General features: G+C 71.3%; 22 protein-coding genes and 1 pseudogene. 3 read left to right on the top strand and 20 right to left on the bottom strand.

Annotated features, from left to right (window positions below):
• Positions 1 to 17: 17 nt before the first annotated feature.
• From AC07DW_RS20515 to AC07DW_RS20505, 3 genes are all read right to left on the bottom strand, one after another.
• Complete coding sequence (locus AC07DW_RS20515) at positions 18 to 374, bottom strand: PRC-barrel domain-containing protein (RefSeq protein WP_478859080.1); 357 nt, start codon at positions 372 to 374, stop codon at positions 18 to 20.
• Between the two features lie 175 nt (positions 375 to 549).
• A complete protein-coding gene (trhA, locus tag AC07DW_RS20510) occupies positions 550 to 1,380 on the bottom strand; it encodes a PAQR family membrane homeostasis protein TrhA (protein WP_478859079.1) in 831 nt (276 codons plus the stop codon).
• Between the two features lie 401 nt (positions 1,381 to 1,781).
• Positions 1,782 to 1,985: a cold-shock protein gene (locus tag AC07DW_RS20505; protein ID WP_004986771.1), complete on the bottom strand. Its 204-nt coding sequence runs from the start codon at positions 1,983 to 1,985 to the stop codon at positions 1,782 to 1,784.
• A gap of 577 nt (positions 1,986 to 2,562) precedes the next feature.
• Here AC07DW_RS20505 and AC07DW_RS20500 point away from each other — a divergent pair.
• Complete coding sequence (locus AC07DW_RS20500) at positions 2,563 to 3,111, top strand: tellurite resistance TerB family protein (protein WP_478859078.1); 549 nt, start codon at positions 2,563 to 2,565, stop codon at positions 3,109 to 3,111.
• A gap of 648 nt (positions 3,112 to 3,759) precedes the next feature.
• Here the strand turns inward: AC07DW_RS20500 and AC07DW_RS20495 are convergent.
• From AC07DW_RS20495 to AC07DW_RS20450, 10 genes and pseudogenes are all read right to left on the bottom strand, one after another.
• The gene (locus tag AC07DW_RS20495; RefSeq protein ID WP_478859152.1) at positions 3,760 to 4,782 is read right to left on the bottom strand and encodes an ABC transporter substrate-binding protein; all 1,023 of its coding nucleotides are present in this window, start codon (positions 4,780 to 4,782) and stop codon (positions 3,760 to 3,762) included.
• A 15-nt stretch (positions 4,783 to 4,797) separates the two neighbouring features.
• Positions 4,798 to 5,583 carry an ABC transporter ATP-binding protein gene (locus AC07DW_RS20490; RefSeq protein ID WP_478859077.1) on the bottom strand — a complete coding sequence of 262 codons (786 nt, stop codon included), beginning with the start codon at positions 5,581 to 5,583 and terminating at the stop codon, positions 4,798 to 4,800.
• Positions 5,583 to 6,611 (bottom strand): FecCD family ABC transporter permease, encoded by a 1,029-nt coding sequence (locus AC07DW_RS20485; protein ID WP_478859151.1) that lies wholly within the window; start codon positions 6,609 to 6,611, stop codon positions 5,583 to 5,585. Before AC07DW_RS20485 ends, AC07DW_RS20490 begins: the two co-directional genes overlap by 1 nt.
• Before the next feature lie 384 nt (positions 6,612 to 6,995).
• Positions 6,996 to 8,288 carry an MDR family MFS transporter gene (locus AC07DW_RS20480; protein WP_478859076.1) on the bottom strand — a complete coding sequence of 431 codons (1,293 nt, stop codon included), beginning with the start codon at positions 8,286 to 8,288 and terminating at the stop codon, positions 6,996 to 6,998.
• Positions 8,285 to 10,093 carry an ABC transporter permease subunit gene (locus AC07DW_RS20475; protein WP_478859075.1) on the bottom strand — a complete coding sequence of 603 codons (1,809 nt, stop codon included), beginning with the start codon at positions 10,091 to 10,093 and terminating at the stop codon, positions 8,285 to 8,287. Before AC07DW_RS20475 ends, AC07DW_RS20480 begins: the two co-directional genes overlap by 4 nt.
• Before the next feature lie 116 nt (positions 10,094 to 10,209).
• The gene (locus AC07DW_RS20470; protein WP_478859074.1) at positions 10,210 to 11,715 is read right to left on the bottom strand and encodes an ABC transporter substrate-binding protein; all 1,506 of its coding nucleotides are present in this window, start codon (positions 11,713 to 11,715) and stop codon (positions 10,210 to 10,212) included.
• Positions 11,716 to 11,785: 70 nt separating this feature from the next.
• The gene (locus tag AC07DW_RS20465; protein ID WP_478859154.1) at positions 11,786 to 11,959 is read right to left on the bottom strand and encodes a hypothetical protein; all 174 of its coding nucleotides are present in this window, start codon (positions 11,957 to 11,959) and stop codon (positions 11,786 to 11,788) included.
• Between the two features lie 2 nt (positions 11,960 to 11,961).
• A pseudogene (locus AC07DW_RS20460) lies at positions 11,962 to 12,460 on the bottom strand (site-specific integrase); the annotation flags it as partial.
• A gap of 377 nt (positions 12,461 to 12,837) precedes the next feature.
• A complete protein-coding gene (locus tag AC07DW_RS20455) occupies positions 12,838 to 14,163 on the bottom strand; it encodes a class I SAM-dependent RNA methyltransferase (protein WP_478859073.1) in 1,326 nt (441 codons plus the stop codon).
• Between the two features lie 72 nt (positions 14,164 to 14,235).
• On the bottom strand, positions 14,236 to 16,284 hold the full coding sequence (locus tag AC07DW_RS20450) for an APC family permease (protein ID WP_478859072.1): 2,049 nt from the start codon (positions 16,282 to 16,284) through the stop codon (positions 14,236 to 14,238).
• A 460-nt stretch (positions 16,285 to 16,744) separates the two neighbouring features.
• Between AC07DW_RS20450 and AC07DW_RS20445 the strand changes: the two genes are divergently transcribed.
• Positions 16,745 to 17,413 (top strand): potassium channel family protein, encoded by a 669-nt coding sequence (locus AC07DW_RS20445; RefSeq protein WP_478859071.1) that lies wholly within the window; start codon positions 16,745 to 16,747, stop codon positions 17,411 to 17,413.
• Positions 17,413 to 18,090, top strand: coding sequence for a potassium channel family protein (locus AC07DW_RS20440; RefSeq protein ID WP_478859070.1), 678 nt, complete (start codon positions 17,413 to 17,415; stop codon positions 18,088 to 18,090). Before AC07DW_RS20445 ends, AC07DW_RS20440 begins: the two co-directional genes overlap by 1 nt.
• Before the next feature lie 296 nt (positions 18,091 to 18,386).
• On the opposite strand, the gene AC07DW_RS20435 is transcribed toward AC07DW_RS20440, so the two are convergent.
• From AC07DW_RS20435 to AC07DW_RS20405, 7 genes are all read right to left on the bottom strand, one after another.
• On the bottom strand, positions 18,387 to 19,175 hold the full coding sequence (locus tag AC07DW_RS20435) for a DUF3159 domain-containing protein (RefSeq protein WP_478859069.1): 789 nt from the start codon (positions 19,173 to 19,175) through the stop codon (positions 18,387 to 18,389).
• A 3-nt stretch (positions 19,176 to 19,178) separates the two neighbouring features.
• Positions 19,179 to 19,577, bottom strand: coding sequence for an OB-fold nucleic acid binding domain-containing protein (locus AC07DW_RS20430; RefSeq protein WP_392276907.1), 399 nt, complete (start codon positions 19,575 to 19,577; stop codon positions 19,179 to 19,181).
• A gap of 33 nt (positions 19,578 to 19,610) precedes the next feature.
• The gene (locus AC07DW_RS20425) at positions 19,611 to 20,297 is read right to left on the bottom strand and encodes a response regulator (RefSeq protein WP_478859068.1); all 687 of its coding nucleotides are present in this window, start codon (positions 20,295 to 20,297) and stop codon (positions 19,611 to 19,613) included.
• Entirely contained in the window at positions 20,294 to 22,840 is a 2,547-nt protein-coding gene (locus AC07DW_RS20420) for a DUF4118 domain-containing protein (protein WP_478859067.1), read from the bottom strand. Before AC07DW_RS20420 ends, AC07DW_RS20425 begins: the two co-directional genes overlap by 4 nt.
• A 267-nt stretch (positions 22,841 to 23,107) precedes the next feature.
• Complete coding sequence (locus AC07DW_RS20415; protein WP_478859066.1) at positions 23,108 to 23,869, bottom strand: DUF3710 domain-containing protein; 762 nt, start codon at positions 23,867 to 23,869, stop codon at positions 23,108 to 23,110.
• Position 23,870: 1 nt separating this feature from the next.
• Positions 23,871 to 24,383 (bottom strand): dUTP diphosphatase, encoded by a 513-nt coding sequence (gene dut / locus AC07DW_RS20410; RefSeq protein ID WP_156691883.1) that lies wholly within the window; start codon positions 24,381 to 24,383, stop codon positions 23,871 to 23,873.
• Positions 24,383 to 24,958, bottom strand: a complete 576-nt coding sequence (locus AC07DW_RS20405; protein WP_478859065.1) for a PaaI family thioesterase — start codon at positions 24,956 to 24,958, stop codon at positions 24,383 to 24,385. Before AC07DW_RS20405 ends, dut begins: the two co-directional genes overlap by 1 nt.
• Positions 24,959 to 24,998 lie beyond the last annotated feature (40 nt).

The raw sequence follows: 24,998 nt of genomic DNA, 5'->3' as shown, positions 1-24,998 counted from the left end.
GGGAAGTCGGTGGTGCATCAGCGGCGGGCGAGGCGGCGTTCGCCGCCCGCACCCGTTCGGTGGGCGAGCTCGTAGTGTGCGAAAACCGCCTTCTCGTCCTCCGCGAGCAGTTCGCCGTCCGTGCCCATCGAAGGCGCTTCCTTGACCCGCTTCTTGTCGTAGGCGACCTTCAGATACCCGGGACCGACCGTCGCGCCGGCCAGGGGGACGAACACCAGCCGGTGCCGGGTCGGCAGGCCGACCGTGACCGTCGCGAACGCGGGCTGGTCCGTGGCGGTGTCGACGTAGACCGCCTCCAGGACGCCGATCTTGTGCCGCTCGTGGTCGACCACAGGGTGACCACGCCACTCCCTGACGTCTTCCGCCTCGAACACGGGGCCCCCTCTGTCACAGGTCGGCCGAAGGCCGCTGTCTCGTTCTTCTCTCGCTCCTCCCTCCTTACCTGCCTACGAGACGTCACACCCCGGGAGAGCAACCCACTTGCGGGCCGGTAGGGCGGACGGCTCTCTCGCGTGGGCGATGCCTCGGCGGTCGCCCAGCCCGTCACGGTCAGTAGGCGGCCAGGGAGATGGCGATGTAGTGCGCGGTGAAGGCTGCCACGGTCAGGGAGTGGAACACCTCGTGGAAGCCGAACCAGCGGGGCGAGGGATCGGGGCGCTGGAGGGCGTAGACGACCGCGCCCGCGCTGTAGAGGAGACCGCCGGCCACGATCAGGGCGAGTACGGCCGCTCCGCCGGCGTGCAGGAAGTCGGGCAGGTAGCGCACCGGTGCCCACCCCAGGGCCAGATAGCAAGGGGTGTACAGCCAGCGCGGAGCCTGGACCCAGAGGACCCGGAACGCGATGCCCGCCGATGCGCCCGTCCACACGATCCACAGCAGCATGGAACGCTGTTCCGCCGGAAGGAGGAGCACGGCCAGGGGGGTGCAGGTACCGGCGATGATGAGGAAGATGTTGGCGTGGTCGAGGCGGCGCAGAACAGCCTCACCGAGGGCGCCCCAGGTGCCGCGGTGGTAGATGGCGCTCGTCGCGAACAGCATCCAGGCGGTGACCGAGTAGACGGCGCAGGCCAGGGCCGCCTGCGGAGTACGGGCCAGGCAGATGAGCACGACGCCTGCGACCAGCGCGGCGGGGACCATTCCGGCATGGAGCCAGCCGCGCAACCTGGGCTTGATCGGTTCGGCCAGGTCGGCCGCCCGCTCCAGCAGAGCCGCGACCGGGTGAGCGTTTTCGCCCGCGTCGTCACCTCGTGATGCACGGGGCAGCCGGTCTTCACGACATTCTTCACGCGTCGAGGCGACATGAATGCGTTCGACTTCCGCGGGGTCGCGGGACACGGCTTCTCGTCCTCCCCGGGCCTCCTGGGCGTCACCGGTCATCATGCGCTCATGCTAAGAGATTTCGCCCGGACGGCATTCGGGGAGGCGGGTCCCGAGCGAGCGCCCCTGGGCATCTCCGCTCGCCCGCACGCAAGAAGCGCCCATGCTTCCCAAGGTCCGCCTCCTGTGCCTGCCTCGCTCGCGCACCAGCCGCCAATGGCGACGGTAACGCTCGTCCCACGCTGCGGGCGTGGGACGGGATGGTCCGGCGGCGCAGAGGTATGCGGCGTTGACGCGCCGGGCTTCCATCCGGGCGCTCTCCGGTGCGATGGCGGCGGGCCGCGGGAACCCGTCACAAGCAGTGTGGGACCGACCGGCGCGCGCCGGTCGGTCCCACGGGACACATGCAGCTGAGGCCCGCACCCCGAAGGATGCGGGCCCCAGCTACGAAAGGTGCGTCAGCGTCAGGCCGGAACGATGTTCTCGGCGGTCGGGCCCTTCTGACCCTGCGCGATGTCGAAGGACACCTTCTGGCCTTCGAGCAGCTCACGGAAGCCCTGGGCGGCGATGTTCGAGTAGTGGGCGAACACGTCAGCGCCGCCACCGTCCTGCTCGATGAAGCCGAAGCCCTTTTCCGCATTGAACCACTTCACGGTACCAGTAGCCATGTCATTTCTCCTTTGGGGCAGTACATCGGAATCCGCACTGTGCGGACACCGTGTCGCCGCGATGATTACCCCGCCGGAAATGACCGGAAATAAAAAAGCGCTCCCACCGGTAGAACCGAGTGAGGGCACTTGAAGTTTCGGGAACCACAACTGCAACTGAGATCCACAGTAGCATGCCGCAACGGTCTGCGGCCGTCGCATAATTCCACTCCGGCCGTTGCCGCAATAAGCCTCACTACGCCGTCCGCCAAATTCTCCGCTCGCGAGCGCAGATATCGCTCGGCCCCCGTGCCTCGCACAGTCCCTCGTCGCGGAGCCCTGACGGGGGCTGCCGTGCGTGTGGTGATCGCCGAGGACATTTCATCGGGTCGGGCTCTCGATCCGGTGGACCTGGCGGCGGCCCCAGGACACGGCGGTGAACCCCTTCCAGACCTCCCACCGGTTCCCTGCCGCCTTGAAGCCTGACCGGGAGGGCGGGCGCATTTTGCGGAACCTTCGCCTGGAGGCAGCCGTTGATCAGGTGAACGCGCGAGCGGAATCGTGAGCGACGACTCAGAGGGATACCGAGGTGACGTCAATGGCCATGTGGGACCGGCTCAAGGACCAGGCCAAGAATCTTCAGCAGGCACAGCGCGGAGGCGGTACGGCCCACGGACCGAGCCGCGGCACGGGGTCCGGCGGTGGTTCACGCGCCCAGTTGGTAAGCGCGTTGAAGACGCAGCTCGGCTCCCTCAAGACCGAGCTGAAGAGCGGGGCGTACCGGGACGCGAGCATGGCGATGTGCGCACTGGTCGCGGCCGCGGACGGACGTGTGGACCCGGCCGAGCGGCAGCGCGTCGAGTCGATGATCCTCAGCAATGAGGTGCTGCAGAACTTCCCGTCGGAGCAGTTGCGCCAGCGCTTCAACAAGCACGTGGACCAGTTGACCCACAACTTCCCGCAGGGCAAGGCCGAGGCGATGCAGGACATCGCCAAGACCGCCAAGAAGCCGGCCGAAGCGAGGGCGGTGATCCAGACCGGCATCGTCATCGCCGGGGCCGACGGCGATTTCTCCCAGGCCGAGCAAATGATCATCCGGGAAGCATGCACAGTGCTGGGAGTGTCTCCTGCGGAGTTCCAGCTCTGATCCGCCCACGGCCCGGATCCCAGGCGGCTGACGCGGGGTCACGTGAGGGGCGGCCGGACGGGCATGCCGTCCGGCGGCCGGGAACGGCGCCCGGAAGGCCGAAGAGGATGCCGGGGTCCGGTCCATCGGCCGGACGCCGGCAACAACCTCGAAGCGAATCCCCGTGCGGGCGGGCTGCGCCCGCCGCCACCTGCGCGAAACTCGACCTGACAACCCATCGGAACGGGCTCGACCATGCGTCATCCCGGCGTCGAGATATCGCCCGCAACGCCCACACGCCCATCATGCGCACCGGCCAAACCGCGGATCAGGCATCCTGCTTCACCGGCTCCAGGATCGCCACGCACTCGGCGTGGGGCGCCAGCGAAAAGATGTCGGCGTGCACGAGCCGCGGAAGAGGCCAGGTCAGGAGCCGTTCATCGGCTCGTTGCCCCGCGTGCCGGCGCCCACAGCGTCGAACGGGCGTCACGACCAACAGTGCCCGCGGATCCGCCGGAGAGGGCAGCGGTCCCTCGCCCGGCGCGCAGGCTTCCGCCATAAGAGCCGGTCCGGTGTTTGCCGCCGGGTGGACCGATGTGGCGCTGCTGCGGCGGCTGGCGCCGCCGCCCACATGTTGAGGCGGCGGCCGAAGTACCTCTGCGGGTCAGGTCACGAAGCGAATTTCCTCAGGTCCGCGGCGAGTGAGGCGATGGCCGCGGGATTGCGCGGGCTTTCCACCAGCTCCGCGTAGTCAAGGACGACGATCCGGTCGTTCTTGACGGCCGAGACGCCTGCGAGCGGCGGATAGGACTTCAGAAACTTCCGCTTCTGGTCCGCGGTGGTGTCTCCGTAATCGTTGATGACGATCACCTCGGGGTCACGCTCCACCACGGTCTCCCAGCCGACCGTCGCCCAGCTGTCCTTGAGGTCCTTCATGACGTGATCGCCGCCCGCTCTGGTGATGATGTCGTGCGGCCCGGCGTACAGGCCCGAGGTCAGCGGCTTGTCCCGCCCGTCGTCGTAGAGGAAGACGCGGGGGCGGTCAGCGCCCTTGAGGGCCTTCGCCTGCGCTTGGGCCACCTGCTTCTGGAAGTCCGCGACGAGGGCTTCGGCACGGTCCTCGACATCGAAGATCTTTCCCAGGTTTCGCAGATCGGTGTACAGCGCTTCGAGCGGCGGCATCACCCCGCGTGCCTTTCCCTGCCCGTTGCGGCACGATTCGCTCAGCAGATACGAGTCGATGCCCACCTTCTCCAGCTCGGCGGGACTGAAGCCCTCCCCCTCGTTGAAGCCGTAGTTCCAGCCCGCGAAGACCAGATCTGCGCGGGCGTCGAGGACCAGCTCCTTGTTGATCGTCTTCTTCGAGAGCCACGTCGTCTTCCGGTAGCCGTCCTTCCACGGAACGGACGTGAGATCGCCCCTGTCGTCAGGCATGACGTAGCCCGCCATATGGTCCTCGAGTCCGAGCGCGAACATGATCTCGGTGATGCCGACGTCATTGGTGACCACGCGCTGTGGCGCCTTGTCGTAGCTCTTCTCCTGGCCGCAGTTCTCGATGGTCACCGGATAGCGGCCGCCACGTGCCGTGGCACCACCGCTCTCCCCGTCCTGAGCGGTGACCTCCGCGCCGCATCCGGTGAGCACCAGGGCGGCGGCGAATGCGAGTACGGCGGGGCGTACGAGGTTCGGCATGTTGGTCATGACTCCTCAAGGAGCGGGCTGAGTGGGCAGGAGACGGTCGAAGAGCAGCTGTACGGCGCCGGACTCCGGATGCGGCACACGGTGCGCCCGTACGCCGAAGACCTCGGCCAGCAACTCGGGTGTGAGCACGTCGTGCGGGGCGCCGGAGGCGACGATCCGGCCGCTGTCGATGACGTGGAGCAGGTCGCAGTGGAGCGCGGCGAGGTTGAGGTCGTGCAGCGCCGTGAGCACGGTCAGCCCACTGGCTCGCACCAGAGCCAGCACTTCCAACTGCTGAGCGATGTCGAGGTGGTTGGTGGGCTCGTCGAGCACCAGTACGCGCGGCTGCTGCGCGAGCGCGCGGGCGATCAGGACCCGCTGCTTCTCGCCGCCGGAGAGGGTGAGGAAGCCGCGGTCGGCGAGGTGACCGGCGCCGACCCTCACCAATGCGGCCTCGCACGCCTTCCGGTCCTCATCGGTGGTCCGGGCCACCGACCCCTGGTGCGGCAGCCGCCCCATCGCCACGACCTCGGCGACCGTGAAGTCGAACTCGGTGACCGCCTCCTGCGGCAGGGCGGCCAGCCGGCGGGCGCCTTCGCGCGCGCTCAGGGAGTGCAGGTCCTCACCGCCGAGCCGGACCGTGCCTGACGAGGGGCGCAGGGCCCGGTAGACGCAGCGCAACAGGGTGGACTTACCGCTGCCGTTGGGCCCGACGAGGCCGACGACCTGCCCGCTGCCCGCTCGGAGCGTGGCTTCCTCCACCAGCCGCCTGCCGGCGATCTCTACCGTCAGCGCGTCTGTCTCGACTCGCATCACGCGCCTCCGAAGGTGTAGGAGCGGCGGCGCATCAGCAGGACGAAGCACGGCACGCCGATGACGGCGGTCAGTGCGCCCACCGGCAGCTCGACGGGCGCGAGCACCACGCGCGACAGGATGTCCACCCAGATCAGCAGGACGGCGCCCGCGAGTGGGGCGACGGCCAGCAGCCGGCGGTGGTCCGCGCCGACCAGCATCCGTGCGGCGTGCGGAACCATCAGGCCGACGAAACCGATCGCACCGCTCACCGCGACCACGGCCCCCGTGACGGCGGCACAGACCAGGAACAGCTCCTTGCGCAGCCTCCCCGCGTCCACCCCCAGGGCGGCCGCGGTCTCGTCACCCATCGCCAGGGCGTTCAGGCGACGCGCCGACACGGTGAGGTGGGCGAGGCCGGCGAGCACGGCTTCCGCGGCGATCGGCACGGAGGCCCAGCTGGCTCCGCCGAGGCTGCCGAGCAGCCACATCATGGCGGAGCGGGCCGCCTCGCCGCGTTCGGCCGCGAACACCATGAACGTGGTGACGGCCGAGAAGCCGTAGTACATCGCGGTACCCGTCAGGACGAGCCGCAGCGGAGTCAGGCCATCAGCGGTGCGGGCGATCACGTACACCAGCGTCATGGCGAGAAGCGCGGAGAGGAACGCCGCCGTGGACAGGGCCCACAGACCGAGAGCGCCGAAGGCTCCGAAGAGGAGGACGGCATTGGCTCCCACGGCCGCGCCCGAGGAGATACCGAGGACGAACGGGTCGGCGAGGGCGTTGCGGACCATGGCCTGCACGGCGACACCGGTGGCCGACAGGCCGGCCCCGACGACGGCGGCCAGCACGGCTCGTGGAAAGCGCAGTTCCCACACGATGGTGTACGCCGGGACTTCGCCCCGGGATATGGCTCCGCCTGTCAGCCCGGCCCACAGATGACGCAGCACCTCGCCCCACGACAGCCCTGACGCCCCGATCCCCGCCCCGCAGACGATGGAGAGCACGAGCACGGCGCACAGGGTGAAGAGGAGAAGGGGCAGGGACACGCGCTTGGACGGCGCGGGGCGGACGCCGGTGCGCGCCGCGTGATGTGACGCGTCCGGTTCGAGTTGGAGGGGGGTGCCCACGGGCGGATCGCCTTCGCCTCGGGCCGTACACCTACGTGAGCACAGGAGCGGCCCTGGGCGCGGGGCGCCCTCGCAGCACCCTCTCGCAGTCCACGGCGATTGTCAGGAGCGTTCACCACCGCGGGTAATCGGGCTCACGGAGCCGTGTTGGCTCCGCCTACCGTTGCGGGTCAGCGCCGGACTTCGACCGGACTTCCCCCGCGGGGCGGCTTGCAGCATAGCGCGTACGCTCGGGTGCCCTTCCGTCATCGACAGGCACGGGGACGGCTTCGGATACGACGGGGACGGGCGGTCGGTCGTGCCTCACCGTGATCCGCGGTTGGCACCATGCACCGGGCCGGGGCCACGGGGCAGCAGACCGACCGCGAGGACGGGGACGGCGGCGAGGGCCAGCCAGGGAACGGCGGGTGGGAGGCCCAGGTCGAGGAGGGCGCCGGTGGCCGAGCTGCCTGCGAGGACGATCACGCCGGAGACGGAGGACAGCGCCCCCGTGTAGAGGCCGAGACGCCCGTCTTCGGCGAGGTCGGGGACCCAGGCCCGGGCGGCGGGGACGACCAGCATCTGGCCCAGGGTGAGCAGGACGACGTACCCCACGGCGGGCAGTAGTCCGGCGAGTCCCGTCCACTCCGCCGGACGCGCGACGGCCACGACCGTGAAGCCGGCCGCGACCAGCAGCAGCCCGGCGGCCATGGAGCGGCGCAGGCCGAGCCGATCGCCCGCCCAGCCGGTCACCGGGAGCTGGGCGCACACGACCAGCAGGGAGGAGAGGGCGAACAGCCACGACAAGGACGCCTGTGAGCCGGTCACACGCTCCACCTCGTCGGGCAAGGCGAGGTAGAGCTGGTTGTAGGCGAGCAGATAGGCGCCGTACGCGCAGCACAGGGCGAGGAACTGGCGGTTGCGCAGCATCACGCGGAACCCGCCCCGCCCCCGGGTGCGGATCCGGCCCGGGATGTGCTGCGGCATCAGCCGTGCGTGCCCGGCGAGGACCAGGGCGAAGACCCCGGCTCCGGCGAGGCACGCGGTACGGAAGTCCACGGCCAGCAGCAGGCCGCCGAGCAGCGGTCCGACGAAGGCACCCGCCTGGCCGGCCGCGCTGAACAGGGCCAGCACCCGGGTGCGCGGGCCGTGGCCCTCCTCCTCCCAGACCACCGCCTGCCGGGCCGCCTCTGACTCCACGGCCGGGGAGAACAGGGCGGCGGCGAAGCCGATCAGCAGCACCGCGCCGATCACGGCCCAGGTTGCCTCCGTGCAACCCAGCCAGGCGAACCCGGCGATCCGCAGCACACAGCCGATCAGGACGACCGGCCGTACGCCGTAGCGGTCCACGAGCCATCCGCCGACCACGAACAGACCCTGCTGGCTGAAGGTTCGCAGGCCGAGGACGAAGCCGACCATCCAGCCGGCCATGCCGATCGCGGTGCCCAGGTGCTCGGCCAGGAACGGCAGCACGGCGAAGAAGCCGATGTTGAAGGCCAACTGGGTCAGGATCAGCAGGCGCAGCAGCGGTGACAGGTGCTTCCAGGTCCGCTCGCGCGGAGGTTTCGCAGCCCGGGCGGCTCGACGGGGCAGGACGCGGGAGAAGATGTCGGTCATCGTGTTCCCGCCAGTCCGCGGGAAGTGCCAGGACGGATGTACTCCGGCACGCTCGGCGCCGGCTCGGCGGGTGCCGTGGGATGCACCGACGCCTGCCTCCCCGGCCGGGGGACGCCTGCTCCCCCTCCAGCCTTCGGCCGGGGTGAGCCCCATCTCGCCGCGCTCGCCGCCGTGACCGCGAGCGCGCCCAGGAGGGCGAGGACGGCGGCCGGGGCGAGGACGGCCCAGGGGGCTCGTTCGACGTACGGCTGGTTCTCGGCGAGCAGCAGGCCCCACTCGGGCGACGGCGGCTGGGAGCCCAGGCCGAGGAAGCCGAGGGCGGCCAGTGACAGGGCGACGCCGGGAAGCCGGAACAGGGCGTGGCGGGTGACTGGCGGCAGGACGGCCGGAAGCAGTACGCGGGTGAGGACGTACCACGGACTGGCGCCGAGGGAGCGGGTGGCGGCCAGGTGGGTGGCGGCGCGCTCCTGTTGGAGCAGGGCCGAGGCGTGGGTGGCCAGCGGCGACCAGGCGACGGCGGCCACCGCGAGCGCGGGGGTCCACGGGCCGCTGCCGACGACACCGGTGACGAGGAGACCGGCCAGTACGGGCGGCACGGCGTTGACGGTGTCGACCACGGGCCCGGACAGTCGGGGGAGCAGCCCCAGCAGCACACCGGTCAGGAGGGCGGCGGCGCTCACCGCGAGGGCGATGCCGAGGGTCGTCAGGGCACCGTGCGAGATACGGGCCAGGATGTCCCGGCCTAGCGCGTCGGTGCCGAACGGGTGGGTCGGGGACGGGGCTTGGAGGCGGGCGCCGGTGTTCAGGGCGAGCGGGTCGCGCGGCAGGCCGACTCCGATGAGGACGGCGAGCAGCGTCCCGTACAGCAGGGGCGGCGTCCGCGGTGCGGGCGGTGCGGGCCGGTGCAGGGAGAGCAGGGCGCCGTCGCGCAGCGCGGGTCCGATCAGCAGGCGGGCGGAGAACCGGGCCATGGCGCCGACGGCGGCCGCGAGCAGCACCAGGCTGAGCGTGCCGGTCTGCAGGACGGGCAGATCCTGGGCGAGAGCGGCGCGCAGGGTGAGCCGGCCCAGGCCGGGAATGTCGAAGACCTGCTCGACGGCGACCGAGCCGCCGGTCAGGCCGACGACGAACAGTCCGAGGCTGGGCAGGAGTCCCGGTACGCAGCAACGCAGGGCATGCCGCACCACGGAGCGCGGCGGGATGCCTCGTGCGGCGGCGGCCGACGCCCACGGCGCCGTGAACGCGCCGGGCAGCAGATCGTCCAGCATCCGCCCGAGGACCGCGCCGGCGGGCAGCCCGAGGGCGAGCGAGGGCAGCACCATCCACTGCGGGCCGTACCAGCCCAGGGCCGGAAGCCACCCCAGCCGCACACCGACCACCGAGGCGAGTACGGCGGCGACGAGGAACTCCGGCAGCGCGGCAAGCACCGCCGTCGCGGTCCCGCCGGGGGTGCGCTCGCCAAGTCGGCGCCGTGAACCGAGCCACAGGGTGCGGGCACACACCGCGGTGGCCGTGCCCACGGCGACCGCGAGGGAACCGGCCATCAACAGGAGCGAGACGCCGAGGGCATCCGTCGCGGACGGCAGGACGTCGGTGCCGGAGATCCAGGACCGGCCCGCGTCCCCGCGCGACAGCCCGCCGAGCCAGCGTGTGAGCAGGGCCGGCGGGCCCTCGTCCAGGCCGAGTTCTTCGCGTACGGCGGCCAGTGCCCCCGGGGACGGGTCGTGCTCGGCCGAGCGGGCCTTGAGCACGGTCAGCGCGGGGTCGGTGCGCGAGAGCCACGGCAGCAGACCGATCCCGCACACCAGGGCCGCCGCGAGGAGGGCCCGCCACAGCAGCGGGGGCCCGCCGCCCCGTCCGAAGGTGTGCAGAGCGGCGGTCAGGGCGGCCGTGCCGCCCCGGGAGCGGTCGGATATGCCGTTCAGCGCCGGGTCCCCGTTCCGACGAACTGCCGCTCGTACGGGTCGAGCAGCGTGCCCTGCACGGAGGCGCGGATGCCGGTGGCGACCTTCAGGTGTACGAGCGGAACCACCGCGTCGGTGCCGAGGATGGCAGCCTCCGCCCTCATGGCGGCGTCCTGCCGCTTGGCGGTGTCGGCCACGGCCCGGGCGTCCACCACGGCCCTGTCGACCCTCTTGTCACACAGCAGCGACAGGTTGTAGGTCCCGTCGCAGGTGAAGTCGCTGCCGAGGACGGTGACCGGGTCGCCGGTGTCGAGCATCATGTTGCGGGAGGCGACAGCGGCGTCGAACTTGCCCGCGAGCAGGTCGCTTTCGAGGCGCGCGTAGTCGCGCACCTCCAGTTTCACCTTGAACCCGGCCTTCTCCAGTTGCTGCTGCAGCACCTGGGCGGTCTCGGAGAGCTCGGGCCGGCCGGTGTAGGTGGCGATGGTGATGCTTTTCGCGTTGGGTTCGGTGGCCTTGGCCCGTCCGGTGGGCTCGATCCGCTTGCTCGCCGCCCAGTTCAGAGCGGGGCCGTAGATGCCCTGGGCGGCCTCGGCGTGGCCCTCGTAGACGTCCTTGGCGATGACGGAGGTGTCGATCGCCTCGCGCGCGGCGGCGCGCAGCCCCGCGTCGGTGAAGACACCGGACCTGGTGTTGAGGTAGAGGCTGGTGTTGCGGGCGGTGTTCGTCTCGTGGACGGCGCCCTTGTCCAGGGACGCGATCTGCGCCACGGGGAGGGCCTCGGCGATGTCCCTCTGGCCGGTGCGCAGGGCGTTGGCGCGGGCGGTGCCGTCAGCGACGAACGTGGCGTCGATGCCGGGTGCCTGGGCCCGACCGCCCCAGTAGTCGTCGAAGCGTTCCAGAGTGGCCGCCGTGTCACCGCTGATCCTGGTGAGCGCGAAGGGGCCGGTGGCGGTGCCGACGGGGTTCACGGCGCCCTTCTTCCCGTACGCCTTCGGGGAGAACACCGCCAGGTTCGGGTTGGACATGCGCAGGGGCAGTATCGGGTCGGCCGCGCCGGTGCCCACCCGCACCTGGTCGTCGCCCACCGCCTCGGCGGTCAGCTTGACGCCGGAGAGGGCGTTGGGGGCGGGCTCGGCCTCGGCGGCGTGCGTGAGGGCGGAGGCGACGGCCCGCGCGGTGACCGCGGTGCCGTCCTGGAACTTCGCGTCCCGCAGCGTGAACAACCAGCTGCGGCCGCCGTTCTCGCTGGTCCAGGACTCGGCGAGGGCGGGGGCCGCGGTGCCGTTGGCGTCCAGTTCGGTCAGGCCCTCGGAGACACCCAGCCGGGACAGGTGGAAGGCGTCCTGGCTGTGCGGGGAGAAGTTCCGCGTCGGAGTGAACGCGAGCGCCACCCGCAGCCGGCTGCCGTCGCCGGAGCCGGAGGAGCCGGAGGACGAGCTGTCGCCGGCGGGGGCGAAACAGCCGGTGAGGAGCGGGGTGAGGAGGAGGCCGGCCATCAGGTGGCGGCGGGGTGTTCTCATGGCTCGCGCTCATGTCTTCCGGTAGTGCCGATCACGGGAGTATCGGAGAGTACATGATAATCGTTTCCAATTAAACCGGCGGGATCTCGAAGCGCAGAATCCCCTGTCCGCCGTCCGGCTCCTCGGCCCGTTCGTCGTACGCCGGCTTCGCCTGCGACCACCGCAGGGCCTCTGCCCCCGGGGACGCCGGACAGGTGTGCGGGTAGACCGACCGGTAGCCGCCGCCGGCCTTCGCCAACGCCACCAGCGGGGGGGAGAGAAACTGCGGCGCTCGGAGGCCCGGGTCTTGTGGGCAACGTGGTGAGGCCGCCTGCGTCGGTGCGCGCAAGGTTCGGCGGATGCCTGCGGCACCCGGCATCGAGGTCGAAACTCCTCAGCGTAGGCGGAGGAGTTCGCCCTTGCGGAGTCCGGTGTGGAGAACGAGCTCGAACAAGGCGTGCAGCCGGTGTCCGCGCACGGCGGGTGAGGAACCGACGGGCTTCGTCGGCTGTGAGGGGTTCGAGCCGCCGAGGGCGGGGAGTGCCGGTGCGCTCGTTGCACGCGACGTTGCGTGGGATCTCTTCCCCGCGGACGGCGTACTCCCGGGCGGACTTGAGCACGGAGCGGATGTGTCAGCGTCGACGGGGACAGCAGTTTGCGGCAGCAGGCCCCCGTGGCGCAGCGGCGAGGCTGATCACCCCGGGCGTCGATGCCCGGGCGCACAGCACTGGCAGATGGTGCGGAGCTGGTTGAGCCACGTGCGGACGGTCACACAGTCCCTGGCCGCCGACCAGGACTGCCCGCCTCCTCCCCGTCAGCTGACGGCGACGGGCTGCCGCCATGGAGGCGGCCGGTGGATCGCGCCCCGCCCTGTGGCGGGGTGGAGGCCGGCCGGACGGGAGAGCAGGCCGGGCGCCCCGACACGGGACAGAGGGCGGACGCTCCTCGGTGCCGTGGGTGGCGGTCTCGCAGCGACCCCGGCGCTCAGCCCGCCGGCCCCTGCGCGGCAGGCATCACTTTGGTTTCACGACTGCGGCGGGCCGGACCAGCGCCGGCCGGCGGCCAGTGACGACCGGCCCCACCCTCGTACCGTTGATGACGGTCCGATACGCGCCCCTCGTTCCCACGCACCGCTGCACCAGGTCAGGAGCCCTTCGCGGCCGGTTCGAGGATGGCGACACACTCCACGTGGTGCGTCATCGGGAACAGGTCGAACGCCCGCAGCGTGCGCACCCGGTAGCCGGCTTCCGCGAAGTAGGCGAGGTCGCGGGCCAGGGCGGCCGGGTCGCAGGCGACGTAGGCGATGCGGCGGGCGCTCAGGCCGGCCAGGTGCTTGACCGTCTGCTTGCCGGCGCCGGCGCGGGGCGGGTCCAGGACGATGAGGTCCACCTCGGTGATGCCCGTGCGCGGGAGGGCCTGCTCGACCTTGCCCTGCTCGATGCGGACGCGGTCGAAGTGCTGGAGGTTGTGCCGGGCGTCCTCCACCGCTCGCTTGCCCGACTCGATGCCGAGGACCGCTCCCTTGTCGCCCACCCGGTCGGCGAGCGCGCCCGCGAAAAGGCCGGCGCCGCAGTAGAGGTCCAGGGCCGTGTCGCCCTTGCGGGGCAGCAGGCCCTGCATGACGGCGCGCACCAGGGTGTCGGCCGCCTGGGGGTGAACCTGCCAGAAGCCGCCGTTGCCGACGCGGTACGTACGGTCGTCGGCGCGCTCCCGCACGAAGGGGCGGCCGTGCACGCGGTGCACTCCCCCGTCCTCCGCGACCCGCAGCACCGAGGCCGGCCTGTCGAGCTCCACCAGCGGGAGGCGGGCGCCCGGGCGCGGGGTCAGGACGACCTGGCGGTCCTGCGAACCGGTCGCGGCGATGGCGTCGACCGACTCCATGCCCGACCAGTCGCGCTGTTCGATGCCCAGCTCGCTGACGCCCGGCGCGGCGATCAGGCAGCGGTCGATCGGCTGGACCTCGTGCGAGCGGTGCTTGCGCAGCCCCGCGTGTCCGTCGGCGTCCACGGCGTACTGGACGCGCGTGCGCCAGGCCGGGACCTCGCCCGGCGGGACCTTGTCGCCCTCGGCCGGCATGACCGTGCCGTCCCAGCCGGCCTCCTCGGGCGTCAGGCCGGCGAGCCGCTTCAGCTGCTCGGCGACGACCTCGCCCTTCAGCCGGCGCTGGGCGCCGGGCTTGGCGTGCTGCCAGTCGCAGCCGCCGCACTTGCCGGGCCCGGCGTACGGGCAGGGCGCCTCGACCCGGTCCTTGGAGGCGTCTAGGACGCGTACGGCGTCGGCGCGCAGGAAGCGGGAGTCCTCGTTCCCGTCCGTGACGCGCACGACGACCTTCTCGCCGGGCAGCGCGTGCCGGACGAACAGCACACGGCCCTCGTCGGTGCGGGCGATGCAGTGGCCGCCATGCGCGACGGGGCCGACCTCGACCTCGTACTCCGCCCCGACGAGGGAGGACTCGGGTGCGTTCTGCATGAAGGGGTGACTCCAAGGGATGAGAGGGGGCTGCCAGGAGGCGGCAGCCCTCCAGTCTACGTGCCTCGGGGGTCAGCTCTTCGCCGTCGGCTCCTTGGGGCGCTCCAGCGCGGGGCCGCGGCGCACCGAACCCGGCGCGTTCCACTCCTGGCGCTTCTTCGCCCGCCGCTTGGCGAGCTCGGATGACTGGAGCTGGTACGGCACCGAGGTGACCATCACGCCCGGGGTGAACAGCAGCCGGCCCTTGAGGCGCAGCGCGCTCTGGTTGTGCAGCAGGTGCTCGTACCAGTGGCCGACCACGTACTCGGGGATGATCACGCTGACGGCGTCGCGCGGGCTCTCGCGGCGGATGTTCTTGACGTACTCGATGACGGGCCGGGTGACCTCGCGGTACGGGGAGTCGAGGATCTTCAGCGGGACGTTGATGCCGCGCCGCTCCCACTCCTCCTTGAGCGCCTTGGTCTCGGCCGGGTCGACGTTGATGCTGAGCGCCTCCAGCTTGTCGGAGCGCATCAGCTGGGCGTACGCGACGGCCCGCAGCGTCGGCCGGTGGACCTTGGAGACCAGCACGATGGAGTGGACGCGCGACGGGCGGACGGTGTCGTCGCTCGGCTCGTCGGGGGCCGCGATCTCGTCGGCGACCCGGTCGTAGTGCTTGCGGATCGCGGTCATCGTCCCGTAGAAGATGACCATGCCGAGCAGGGCGACCCAGGCACCGTGGGTGAACTTGGTCGCGAGGACGACGACCAGGACCAGGCCGGTGAAGAACGCGCCGAAGGTGTTGATGGCGCGGGAGCGGACCATGCGGCGGCGGCGTACGGGGTCGCGTTCGGTCCGCAGGTGGCGGTTCCAGTGCCGCACCATGCCGGTCTGGCTGAGCGTGAAGGAGACGAACACGCCGACGATGTAGAGCTGGATCAGCTTGGTGGAGTCCGCCCCGTACAGCCACACCAGCAGCATGGCGGCGCCGGCGAGGAGCACGATGCCGTTGGAGAACGCGAGCCGGTCGCCGCGCGTGTGCAGCTGGCGCGGCAGGTAGCGGTCCTGGGCGAGGATCGAGCCGAGGAGCGGGAAGCCGTTGTACGCGGTGTTCGCGGCGAGGAACAGCACGAGCGCGGTGGCGGCGGCCAGCAGGACGAAGAAGAACGTGTGCTCGCCGAAGACCGCGGCGGCCACCTGCGAGATCACCGGGTTCTGGACGTAGCCGTCGCCGACCGGCACGCCGTCGCGGATCAGGTCGTGGGCCGGCTGCTCGGCCATCTTGACGTCGGTGGCCATGGCCAGGCCGATGATGCCGCAGAACATCGTCACGGCCAGGCCGCCCATGAGGGCGAGCGTGGTCGCGGCGTTCTTGCTCTTGGGCTTCCGGAAGGCGGGGACGCCGTTGCTGATCGCCTCGACGCCGGTGAGCGCGGCACAGCCGGAGGAGAAGGCCCGCAGGAGCAGGAAGACCAGGGCGAAGCCCGCGAGGCCCTCGTGTTCCGGCCGGATCTCGAGGTCGGCGGTCGGCGCCTTCATGGTGTCGTCGAGGACGATTCCCTTGAACGCGCCCCACGCGATCATGATGAACACGCCGGCGACGAAGACATAGGTGGGAATCGCGAACAGCTTCCCCGATTCCCTCACACCCCGCAGGTTCATGAGGGTGAGGACGAGGATTATCGCTATGGCGGAGAAAACCTTGTGCTCGACGACGAAGGGAATGGCCGAACCGAGGTTCTCCACTCCGGAGGAGATGGATACGGCCACGGTGAGCACGTAGTCGACGAGGAGCGCGCTGGCGACGGTGAGGCCGGCCTTCGGGCCGAGATTGGTGTTGGCGACCTCGTAGTCCCCGCCACCGCTGGGATAGGCGTGGACGTTCTGCCGGTACGAGGCGACGACCGTGAACATCAGGACCACGACGGCGACCGCGATCCAGGGGCTGAAGTGGTACGCCGACACACCCGCGATGGAGAGGACCAGCAGGACTTCTCCCGGCGCGTACGCCACCGAGGAAAGCGGGTCGGATGCGAAGACGGGGAGCGCGATGCGTTTGGGGAGAAGGGTTTCTCCCAGCCTGTCGCTGCGCAGCGCCCGGCCGATCAGGATCCGTTTGGGCACGTCGGTCAGTTTGGACACGCAGAGGATCGTAAGCGCTTGAAATGAGCCCGGCCCACCCACCACCCCTGGTTGCACCAGAAACTTGCACTCCCTTAACGCCGACACCGCCGGGAGGCTGTGGGACGGGTCACCGATCCGTCCGTTCGCCGTCCGTTCGCCCCTGGTCCGGGCGGTCTTCCCGCCGGGTTCCCGCTCGGCGGAGCGGCTTCGCGCTCTTTACGGTCCTCCTCGTCCGTGCGCGGTTCGTCCGTGGTTCCGGCGGCAACCGGGCGGACGACGGCGGCGTCCCTATGGAGGGTTCCGTACCGGTGAGTGGCCGAAAGGAGCCGCGGACGCGTCGGCCGCCTCGGATGAGGGCAACAGCGCGGTAGCGGCATAAGCTCGTCGTCGGGCAACACCGCACGCAGGCTGAGAGAGAAGAGTGAGCAGGGTGTTTTCGCAGGTCAGCAGGATGACCAGGAGTGCGGGGTAAGCAGACGTGCACATCGTCATCATGGGCTGCGGACGAGTGGGAGCCGCACTCGCGCAGACCCTGGAACAGCAGGGCCACACGGTCGCCGTCGTCGACCAGGACCCCACGGCCTTCCGGCGCCTCGGCTCCGGCTTCGGCGGACGGCGCGTCACCGGCGTCGGGTTCGACCAGGACACGCTGCGTGAGGCGGGGATCGAGGAGGCCGGGGCGTTCGCCGCGGTCAGCAGCGGTGACAACTCCAACATCATCGCGGCGCGGGTGGCCCGGGAGATGTTCGGCATCGAGAACGTCGCCGCCCGGATCTACGACCCCCGGCGTGCCGAGGTGTACCAGCGCCTGGGCATCCCGACGGTCGCCACCGTGCGCTGGACCGCCGATCAGATGCTGCGGCGGCTGCTGCCGTCCGGCGCCGAACCGCTGTGGCGCGACCCGAGCGGCGGCGTCCAGCTCGCCGAGGTGCACACGTCCCCCTCCTGGATCGGGCACAAGGTCAGTCAGCTCCAGGAGGAGACGGGTGTACGCGTCGCCTTCCTCACCCGGCTGGGCGAGGCGATCCTGCCGACGTCGCAGACGGTGCTGCAGGAGGGCGACCTGGTGCACGTGATGATGCGGACGGACGAGATCGAGAAGGTCGAGGCGGCGTTCGCCGAAGGCCCTGAGGAGGGCGGTCACTGATGCGGGTCGCTATTGCGGGCGCCGGCGCGGTGGGCCGTTCCATCGCGGGCGAGCTGCTGGAGAACGGGCACGAGGTACTGCTCATCGACAAGGCGCCGACCGCCATCTCGGTGGAGCGGGTGCCGCAGGCGGAGTGGCTGCTGGCCGACGCGTGCGAGATCACCTCGCTGGACGAGGCCGCGCTGCAGCGCTGCAACGTGGTCATCGCGGCGACCGGCGACGACAAGGTGAACCTCGTCGTCTCGCTGCTCGCCAAGACCGAGTACGGCGTCCCCCGGGTGGTCGCGCGGGTCAACAACCCGAAGAACGAGTGGCTGTTCAACGAGTCGTGGGGCGTCGACGTCGCCGTCTCCACGCCGCGCCTGATGTCGGCGCTGGTGGAGGAGGCGGTGAGCGTCGGCGACCTGGTCCGGCTGCTGCGCTTCAGCCACGGCGACGCGAACCTCGTCGAGCTGACGCTCCCGCCGGAGTCGGCGGTGGCCGGTACGTCGGTGGGCGACGTCGCCTGGCCGCAGGACACCTCCCTGGTGACGATCATCCGCGGCTCGCGCGTCCTGACGCCGAGCGCCGAGGAGACTCTGGAAGCCGGCGACGAGCTGCTCTTCGTCGCGGCCCAGGCGCGGGAGGAGCAGCTGGAGGACCTGCTGTCGGTGCGCCGCGAGGACGCGGCGGGCTGACGACGCGCCGTCCGTACGGCTTCGTCCGCCCGGGAGGGTCCGGAACCCGCACGGTTCCGGGCCCTCCGGCGTCCGGGGGAAAGGAGGCCGGGCCGGTCGGAGGGTGCTGCCGGCCGCTGGACCCGGTCGGGTGCTGCCGGTCGGCGCATGCCGGGCGTGGGTGCCGGTCGGGCGCGGGACGCGGGTTGGTCGCGGCGTACGCGGCGGGTGCGGGACACGCGCGTGGCCGTGCCGTACGTGGGCGGGGTGCCCACGTACGGCGTACCGGCCGGGCCAGTCGGACCGCGGCGGAGGGGTCACACCTCGCCGTGGGGCTGTGGGCGGGCGGCCTGCGCGGCCGCGGCGGCCTTGCGGGCCTCCTCCGCGCGCTCCTCCGCCTCCATCTCCGCGAACACGTCGATCGGCGGCGGCGCCTTCGCCAGGAACACCCACGTCAGGTAGACCGCCAGCAGGAACGGCGGGATCTTCAGGGTGACCAGCACCCAGCCGAGCTGGGTGGTGTCCGCCCACCAGTAGAGCGGGAAGAGGATCGCGCACTTGGCGAGCAGGATCAGTCCCCACGCCCAGCTGGCCTTGGCGTAGGCCTTCTTGCGCCCGGGGTTGCGGGTGCGCCAGGAGAGGTTCTCCTTGAAGACCGGGCCGAGCATCAGGCCGATCAGCGGGACGCCCGCGATCGTGGTGACGATGTAGGCGATCGCCAGGCCCAGCGTGTACAGCATGCCGGGCAGGTAGAAGTCCTTGGCATTGCCGGTCATCATCGCGAAGACCACGCCGAAGGCGACGCCGAAGACGCCGCTGAAGGCGTGCTTCACGGTGTCGCGGCGGATCAGGCGGACCGCGACGAGCAGCAGGGAGACGCCCAGTGCCGCGATGGCCGAGAGGTGCAGGTCCTTGTTGATCGTGAAGATCGTGACGAAGAGCAGGCCGGGGAGGACGGTCTCCACCATGCCGCGTACGCCGCCGAAGGCGTCGAACAGGGCCGCTTCCGTCACGGCCTTCGCGTCGTTCGCGTCCTGCGCGCCCTGGGAGGCGTTGCCCACGGGGGCGTCCTGATCGGTGGTGGTCGGCTTGTCGACTGACGTCACCGGCTACTCCTGTCCGAGCGGTCGGAGTTCGTATTTGGGGTTGAAGAGGACCCTGCGTCCGTGGCTCATGGAGATCCGGCCGGAGGCGATGAGCTTGCGGCCGGGCTCTATGCCCACGATGGAACGGCGGCCCAGCCACACCACGTCCAGGGGGGCCGTGCCGTCGAAGAGTTCCGCCTCCAGGGCGGGCACACCGGCCCGGGGGCGCAGAGTGACCGTCCGCAAGGTACCAGTCACCTTGACGATCTGCCGGTCGTCGCAGTCCGAGATACGGATGCACCCCGAAGCCTGCGTGTCCTCCCGGAGCTCCTCCGACTCCAGCTCCCCCTGGGAGCTGGACAGCCGGTCGAGCATCCGGCGGAAACGGCCGGTCTGCTTCTCGGTTCGCGGTGCAGCGCTCATACAGAAAGCGTACCGGCCCCCACCGCCGGGAAATCAGCGCTCGAACCGGTATCCCATGCCGGGCTCGGTGATGAAGTGCTCGGGGTGCGACGGGTCCGCTTCCAGCTTGCGGCGCAGCTGGGCCATGTAGACCCGCAGATAGTTGGTCTCGGTGCCGTACGAGGGTCCCCACACCTCCTGGAGCAGCTGCTTCTGGCTGACGAGCCTGCCGCCGTTGCGGACGAGCACCTCCAGCAGGTGCCACTCGGTGGGGGTCAGCCGCACGTCCCGCCCGTCGCGCTGAACCTTCTTCGCCGCCAGGTCGACGGTGAAGCCGGCGGTCTCGACGACGACCGTGCCGTCGTCGCCGCCACCCACCGGCTCGGCCCGCCGCACCGCGGCGCGCAGCCGCGCCAGCAGCTCGTCCATGCCGAAGGGCTTGGTGACGTAGTCGTCGGCGCCCGCGTCCAGGGCCTCGACCTTCTCGTCGGAGGTCTGGCGGGCGGAGAGCACCAGGATCGGTACGCGGGTCCAGCCGCGCAGTCCCTTGATCACCTCGACGCCGTCCATGTCGGGCAGGCCGAGGTCGAGGATGACGACGTCGGGGTGGCGGCCGGCAGCCAGCTCCAGCGCGGTGGCACCGTCGGGCGCCGCGTCGACCTCGTACTTCCGCGCCCTCAGGTTGATCACGAGGGCGCGTACGATCTGCGGCTCGTCGTCGACCACGAGCACCCGCGTCATGAGGGGCCTGCTTTCTCCAGTGAGGGGACGGTGGGAGCGGCGGCGGGGGCTGCCGCTTTGAGGGTGAGGACCATGGTCAGGCCGCCGCCGGGGGTGTCCTCGGCCGTGATGGTGCCGCCCATCGCCTCGACGAAGCCGCGCGCGACGGCGAGGCCGAGGCCCACCCCGGCGCCGCGCGGTGCGTCGCCGTAGCGCTGGAAGGGGGCGAAGATGCGGTCCTTCGCCTCGTCGGGCACGCCGGTGCCCCGGTCGACGACGCGCAGCTCGACGCGGTCGGCCATGGCGCTGGCGGACACCAGGACGGGGGCGGCGCCCAGACCGTACTTGACGGCGTTCTCGACGACGTTGGCGACGGCCCGCTCCAGCAGGCCCTTGTCGACCTCGACCATCGGCAGGCTCTCGGGGATGTCCAGCTCGGCGCTGCCGTCGGGCACTCCGCCGAGCGCCATGGGGACGACCTCGTCGAGATCGATGGCGCGGATCAGCGGCGTGACGGTGCCGGTCTGGAGGCGGGACATGTCCAGGAGGTTGCCCACCAGGTGGTCGAGCCGGTCGGCGCCCGCCTCGATGCCTTCGAGGAGCTCGGCGCGGTCCTCCTCGGACCACTCGACGTCGTCGGACCGCAGCGAGGACACGGCCGCCTTGATGCCCGCGAGCGGGGTGCGGAGGTCGTGGCTGACGGCCGCCAGCAGCGACGTACGGATCTTGTTGCCCTCGGCGAGCTTGCGGGCCTCCTCGGCCTCGCCGACCAGCCGCTGCCGGTCCAGCACGACGGCGGCCTGGGCGGCGAACGCGCCCAGCACCCGGCGGTCCTCGGCGGGCAGGACGCGGCCCGACAGGGCGAGCGCCATGTGGTCGCCCACCGGCATGTCGACGTCGGCGTCCTCGGGGCGCGCCACGGGCCGGCGGCCGACGCTGCCGGCGCGGGTCCACGGCTCGACGTCGCTCTCGCGCTCCAGCAGCGCCACCGATTCCATGGAGAACGTCTCGCGGACGCGTTCCAGCAGGGCGTCCAGGGCGGTCTCGCCGCGCAGGACGCTGCCGGCCAGGAAGGACAGCACCTCGGACTCGGCGCGCAGCCGGGCCGCCTGGTGGGTGCGGCGGGCGGCCAGGTCCACGACGGAGGCGACCGAGACGGCGACCCCGAAGAAGACGGCGATCGCGACGATGTTCCGGGGGTCGGCGATGGTGAACCGGTACAGCGGCGGGGCGAAGAACCAGTTGAGGAGGAGGGACCCGAAGGCGGCCGACGCGAGGGACGGGGCCAGGCCGCCGAGCAGCGCGGACGCCACCGTGAGCGACAGGAACAGCAGCATGTCGTTGGCGAGGCCGGGGTCCGCGTCGATGTGGGTGAGCAGCAGGGCGAGCAGGGCGGGGCCGGCCACGCCGGTCAGCCAGCCCCAGATGATCCGGGAGCGGCCGAGGCGGGCGCCGCGCGCGACGGGCAGGCCCCGGCCCCGGGCGACCTCCTCGTGGGTGACGATGTGGACGTCGAGGTCGGGTCCGGAGTCCCGGGCGACGGTCGCGCCGACGCCGGGGCCGAACACGTACTGCCACGTCTTGCGGCGGCTGGAGCCGAGCACGATCTGCGAGGCGTTGACCCCGCGTGCGAACTCCAGCAGCGCGGAGGGCACGTCGTCGCCTATGACGTGGTGGAAGGAGCCGCCGAGGTCCTCCACCAGGGTGCGCTGGACGGCCAGCTCCTTGGGGGACGCGGATGTGAGGCCGTCGCTGCGGGCGATGTACACGGCGAGGATCTCGCTGCCCGAGCCCTTGGCGGCCATCCGGGCGGCGCGGCGGATCAGGGTGCGGCCCTCGGGTCCGCCGGTGAGGCCGACGACGATGCGCTCGCGGGCCTGCCAGGTGGTGCGGATGTTGTGCTCGCCGCGGTACTGCTGGAGGTACTCGTCGACCCGGTCGGCGGTCCACAGGAGGGCGAGTTCACGCAGGGCGGTGAGGTTGCCGGGCCGGAAGTAGTTGGAGAGGGCCGCGTCGACCTTGTCCGGCTTGTAGATGTTGCCGTGGGCCATGCGGCGGCGCAGCGCCTGGGGCGACATGTCGACCAGTTCGATCTGGTCGGCGCGCCGGACGACCTCGTCGGGGACGGTCTCCCGCTGGCGTACGCCGGTTATGGACTCCACGACGTCGCCCAGCGACTCCAGGTTCTGGATGTTGACGGTGGAGATCACGTCGATGCCGGCGGCGAGCAGTTCCTCCACGTCCTGCCAGCGCTTGGCGTTGCGGGCGCCGGGGAGGTTGGTGTGGGCGAGCTCGTCCACCAGGGCGACGGCGGGACGCCGCTCCAGCACCGCGTCCACGTCCATTTCGGCGAGGACGGTGTTCTGGTGGGCGAGCTCCATGGGCGGTATGCGCTCGAGGCCGTCGAGCATCGCCTCCGTACGGGGGCGGTCGTGGTGCTCGGCGAAGGCGACGGCGCAGTCGGTGCCCCGCTCGACGCGGCGGTGTGCCTCGGAGAGCATCGCGTACGTCTTGCCGACGCCCGGTGCCGCACCGAGGTAGATCCGAAGCTTGCCGCGTCCCATGGCCTCATTGTCGCTGTGTGTCGTTCGACTGCTCGTGCGTAGACCTTACGACCAGGTGGCGTGGCGAATGGGACAGGGAGGTCGCTTCCCGGACCCCTTGACGGGATTCTGATACTCCCGCTCCGGGCCGGGCGGGACGGGCGTGTGTGCGGGCCCGGTCACGGCCGGCGGCGCCTGTGGACAACGCGATGGGCCGCACCCCGGAGTACGGGGTGCGGCCCATGACGCGCGGTCCTCACGCGGTGGTGCGACCGCTCGGCGGAGGACTCAGCGGACCTCGGTGATCTCCGGGCCGCGCTGGAGGTGGCCCATGCCGCCGGAGAAGCGCGACGTCTCCTGGTCCTCCTGCTGCACGCCCTCGGGCACCATCTGCGCGTCGTTCGGCAGCTTCAGGACGATCGGGTCGCGGGGCGCCATCGGTCCCTCGCCCCGGACCACGACGGTGTCACGGAAGATCTGCTCCAGCAGCCCCGCGGCCTCCGGCTGCACCGCGCCCTGCCCGGAGATGACACCGCGCAGGAACCAGCGGGGGCCGTCGACGCCGACGAAGCGCACCAGCTGCACGCCACCGGTGCCGTCCGGCAGCTTGACGGGCACCTGGGCGCGAAGCTCCCAGCCGAGCGGGCCCTCGACCTCGTCGATGATGCCGCCCTGCTGGGTGATGCCGGAGGCGATCTCCTCGCGGACCTCGCCCCAGATGCCCTCCTTCTTGGGGGCGGCGAAGGCCTGCAGCTGGATGGCGCTGTCGCGCAGCACCACCGTCGCCGCGACGATCGCGTCGCCCGCGACCTCGACCCGCAGCTCCATGCCCTCGACCCCGGGCACGAACATGCCGCCCAGGTCCACCCGGCCCTCGTCGGGCCTGGAGACCTCGGAGACGTCCCACGGACCGTCGGGCCGGGGTGCCGGCGGAAGGTTCACCCGGCGCGGCTCGCCGTCCGCGTCGTCGGTGCCGACCTCGTCGACGACCTGCTCGGCCTCGCCCGCTGCCTCGACAGCGGCACCGCTCTTCTTGCGACGTCCGAACACGTCACTGTCCTTCCCGGTCGGATACGACCGAAGCGTATCGATTCCCACCCGTCCAGCCCTCCGTGGCGGCATGGCCGCCGGTGGACCCGAAGCCCCCCTCGGCCCGCGCCGAGCCGGGAAGCTCCGCCACTTCGTGGAAACGGACCTTCTCGACTTGCTGAACGACCAGTTGGGCGATCCGGTCGAACCGTTCGAACCGCACGCTCTCGCGCGGGTCCAGGTTGACCACGATCACCTTGATCTCCCCACGGTACCCGGCATCCACCGTCCCTGGGGCATTCACGAGGGCCACTCCGCAACGAGCTGCGAGACCCGAACGCGGGTGCACGAACGCCGCGTACCCGTCGGGCAGCGCGATGGACACCCCGGTGGGCAGGACCGCGCGCTCGCCGGGGGCCAGCTCGGCGGCCTCGGTGGTGACGAGATCGGCGCCCGCGTCGCCCGGGTGCCCGTACGACGGAATGGGCACCTCCGGGTCCACGCGGCGGATCAGGACGTCGACGGGGTTGCGCATCAGGGGTTCACCTCGAAGGCGCGGGCGCGCCGGACCTGGTCGGGGTCGGCCATCGCCGCCCGGATCTCCTCCGGGCGGCCGTTGTCGATGAAGTGGTCGACCTTGACCTCGATGAAGAGGGCGTCGGCACGGACCGCGACGGGCCCCTCGGGGCCGCCGATCCTGCCCGTCGCCGTGCAGTAGATCTTCCGGCCGTGTACGGCGGTGACCGCGGCCTCCAGGTGCAGCACCGTGCCCACGGGCACCGGGCGCACGAAGTCGGTCTCCAGCCGACCGGTCACCGCGACGACCCGCAGCAGCCAGTTCAGCGAGCCGAGCGTCTCGTCCAGCGCGGTGGCGAGGATCCCGCCGTGCGCCAGGCCGGGGGCGCCCTGGTGGTCGGTCGTGACCGTGAACTCGGCCGTGATCGTCACGCCCTCGCCGGCCCGCGCCGCCAGGTGCAGCCCGTGGGGCTGTCCGCCGCCGCAGCCGAAGCAGTGCTCGTAATGGGCGCCCAGGAGCTCGCCGGGGGCGGGCGCGTCGGGGTGCCGTACCGGCGGTATGGCGTCGGCCGGGGGCGTCAGTGCAGTGCTCACAGCGGGAGACCTTACCCGCGCGGCGGACCACCGGTCGCGC

It is taken from the genome of Streptomyces sp. NPDC045701, from assembly GCF_056432045.1.
Note: the sequence above shows the minus strand (reverse complement) of the source record. Positions and strands in the feature narration are given on the sequence as shown.